Below are 2,687 nucleotides of genomic sequence, written 5' to 3' on the forward strand. Positions count from 1 at the left end.
GCCATGGGCGGCGTCACTACCCGGGGACCCAGTCATACCAATCCCATGACGATCACCACAAAGCCCGATACCGTATCAAGGCTGCTGGTAAGGCTTCACGGCGGCTTCGGGTTCACGAGCTGCGGGAATACTGGCGCAATTACGGGCATCACAGAGCGGTTTGACGATGTCGCAAATACACAGACAGGAAGGACGGCAGCAACTGCAAGATTGGCGCTTTCCGGGTATAGCCTGAACGGGTTCGGGTTCACGAGCTGCGGGTTCATTGCAGCAGTTACAGGTCTCACAGAGCGGTTCGATGATGTGGCAAATACCCATACTGCAAGGACGGCTGCAACTGCAAGAAGCTATCTCGCCGAGTACGGCCTGAACGGTTTCGGGTTCACGAGCTGCGGGGATACTACTAATGTAGGTGCAAATACTGGCATAACCCAGCGGTTTGACGATGTTGCCAATACACAGACAGGAAGGACGGCTGCTACTGCAAGACGCGGTCCTGGCGGGTATGGCCTGAACGGTTTCGGGTTCACAAGCTGCGGGTTCATTGCAGCAGTTACAGGTCTCACAGAGCGGTTCGATGATGTTGCAAATACTCAGACCGCAAGAACGGCTGCAACTGCAAGAGTCGGTACTGGCGGGTATAGCCTGAACGGGTTCGGGTTCACGAGCTGCGGGGATACTACCAGTGTAGGCGCATTAACTGGCATTACCGAGCGGTTTGACGATGTTGCAAATACCCATACTGCAAGGACGGCTGCAACTGCAAGACGCGATATTGCCGGGTACAGCCTGAACGGGTTCGGGTTCACGAGCTGTGGGAGTACTGGTGCAGTTACAGGTCTCACAGAGCGGTTTGACGATGTCGCAAATACCCAGACCGCAAGGACGGCTGCCACTGCAAGAAACTTTCTCGCCGGGTACAGCACCAATGAATATTTCGTGAATTTCATAACACGAGATATTTAGGAATTGAATAACTGGAAAACGTCATAATCACGGGAAGATTATGACTATTTGATTTTTATTCACCTATAAACGAAGCATATATTATGAAGTAACTTCATAACACACGCTTCAATTATGAAGTCCATTGATCACCTCTACCAGCGAATATTCATTCCCGATCTTAAAAAGAATCCCGTCAAGATTATCGAAGTGGGGTTGAGGGGTAGAGAAAACCCCGGCCCTTCAGAGCGGGGATGAATCGTACCCCCACTCATAACGGCAATAGAAACCATGACAATCATAATACCCGTCCCGGAAAAACAGTTTGCGAAGACTGATTACGGGACAGGCACAATCTATATAATGCATCAAAACAATATAGATATTGCGAAGACTGACATCATGAAGAAAGCATATACATTTCGGATATACCCGAACAAAAATCAGGAAACTAAACTTAACAGAACACTTTCTACATGCAGATATCTTTACAATAATGCTCTGGAAGAGAGAAAAAGAGAATCAGAGTTGAACAACCTCAAACGAGATTTTGGAGTATTTCCCTGGGGAAAACCTGAATGGATAAGCTACGAAGATCAGGCAAATAATCTTACAGGATCCAAAACATCATACCAGAAAGAAGTATTTTCTCAGGTATTACAGAACGTTCTCAAAAGACTGGATCGAAGCTACCAGAACTTTTTCAGAGGGAATGGATACCCCAGGTTTAAGGGAAGAAACAGGTACGATACATTCACATATCCTCAGAAAGGATTCGAGATCGAGAATGGCAGACTCAGCCTGTCAAAGATAGGCAGTGTCAGGATATTCCAACACGGAGAGATAGAAGGGCAGATTAAGACTTGTACAATCAAGAAGGACGTTGACCAGTGGTATGCTATTTTCACGACAGAAATAGACAGGGAAATCAAGAAAGTTCCTGTAGAAACCAAAATAGGCATTGATGTTGGTCTGGAATCTCTTTTGACCCTGAGCAACGGCCAGCAGATAGAGCCACCAAAGTTCCTCAGAATGTCAGAAGATAAGCTCATCAAAGAACAGAGGAAACTGTCAAAGAAGAAACCCAGGTCAAATAACAGGAATAAGCAGAGAATAGTAGTAGCCAGAGTTCATAGAAAGATCAGAAACCAGAGAAAAGATTTTGCTCATAAGACAGGCAGAATGCTTGTCAATCAATTCGACCGGATAGTATTCGAGAAACTTCAAATCAAGAACATGGTTCAGAACCATTGTCTTGCAAAGTCCATCTCGGATGCTGGTTGGGGTCAGTTGATCAGTCTGACGAGATCCAAAGCGGAAGAAGCTGGGAAATCCGTCAGTCAGGTCAATCCAAACGGAACCTCACAGACCTGTGTTTGTGGATATCCTGTTCCAAAAGATCTGTTAGTGAGAATACATAACTGTCCTCATTGTGGTCTTGTGCTCAACAGGGATCATGTTTCAGCAATCGTCATAGAGAATAGAGATCAAGTAGTACCTACGGACTGTGGGGAATTTACGCCTGCGGAGATTGAGCCGATACTATGTCAATAACATGGCAAGCCCGATCAACGAAACAGGAAGCCCCGTGCCTTCAGGCCGGGGAGGATGTCACTGGTTTTCAATTCGGTAGCAAGTGATTTAAATGTCCAAATCCAAAGTATATACATACTATAACAAGAATAAAAAAAACCCGTCTGGAGTGGTTGAGATTGAACTGGAGAAGGGGCTTATCCATATCG

The 2,687-nt window shown here is 46.1% G+C and carries 2 protein-coding genes; both read left to right on the top strand.

The genetic code is table 11. From position 1 onward, the window contains the following. Positions 1 to 966: hypothetical protein (locus tag PHI12_14975; protein MDD5512086.1), on the top strand; the 966-nt coding region annotated here is incomplete at its 5' end. 270 nt (positions 967 to 1,236) lie between these two features. Further along, a complete protein-coding gene (locus tag PHI12_14980; GenBank protein MDD5512087.1) occupies positions 1,237 to 2,499 on the top strand; it encodes a transposase in 1,263 nt (420 codons plus the stop codon). The last annotated feature ends 188 nt before the right edge of the window (positions 2,500 to 2,687 follow it).

The sequence above is a fragment of the Dehalococcoidales bacterium genome, assembly GCA_028716225.1.
Lineage (GTDB): Bacteria > Chloroflexota > Dehalococcoidia > Dehalococcoidales > UBA5760 > UBA5760.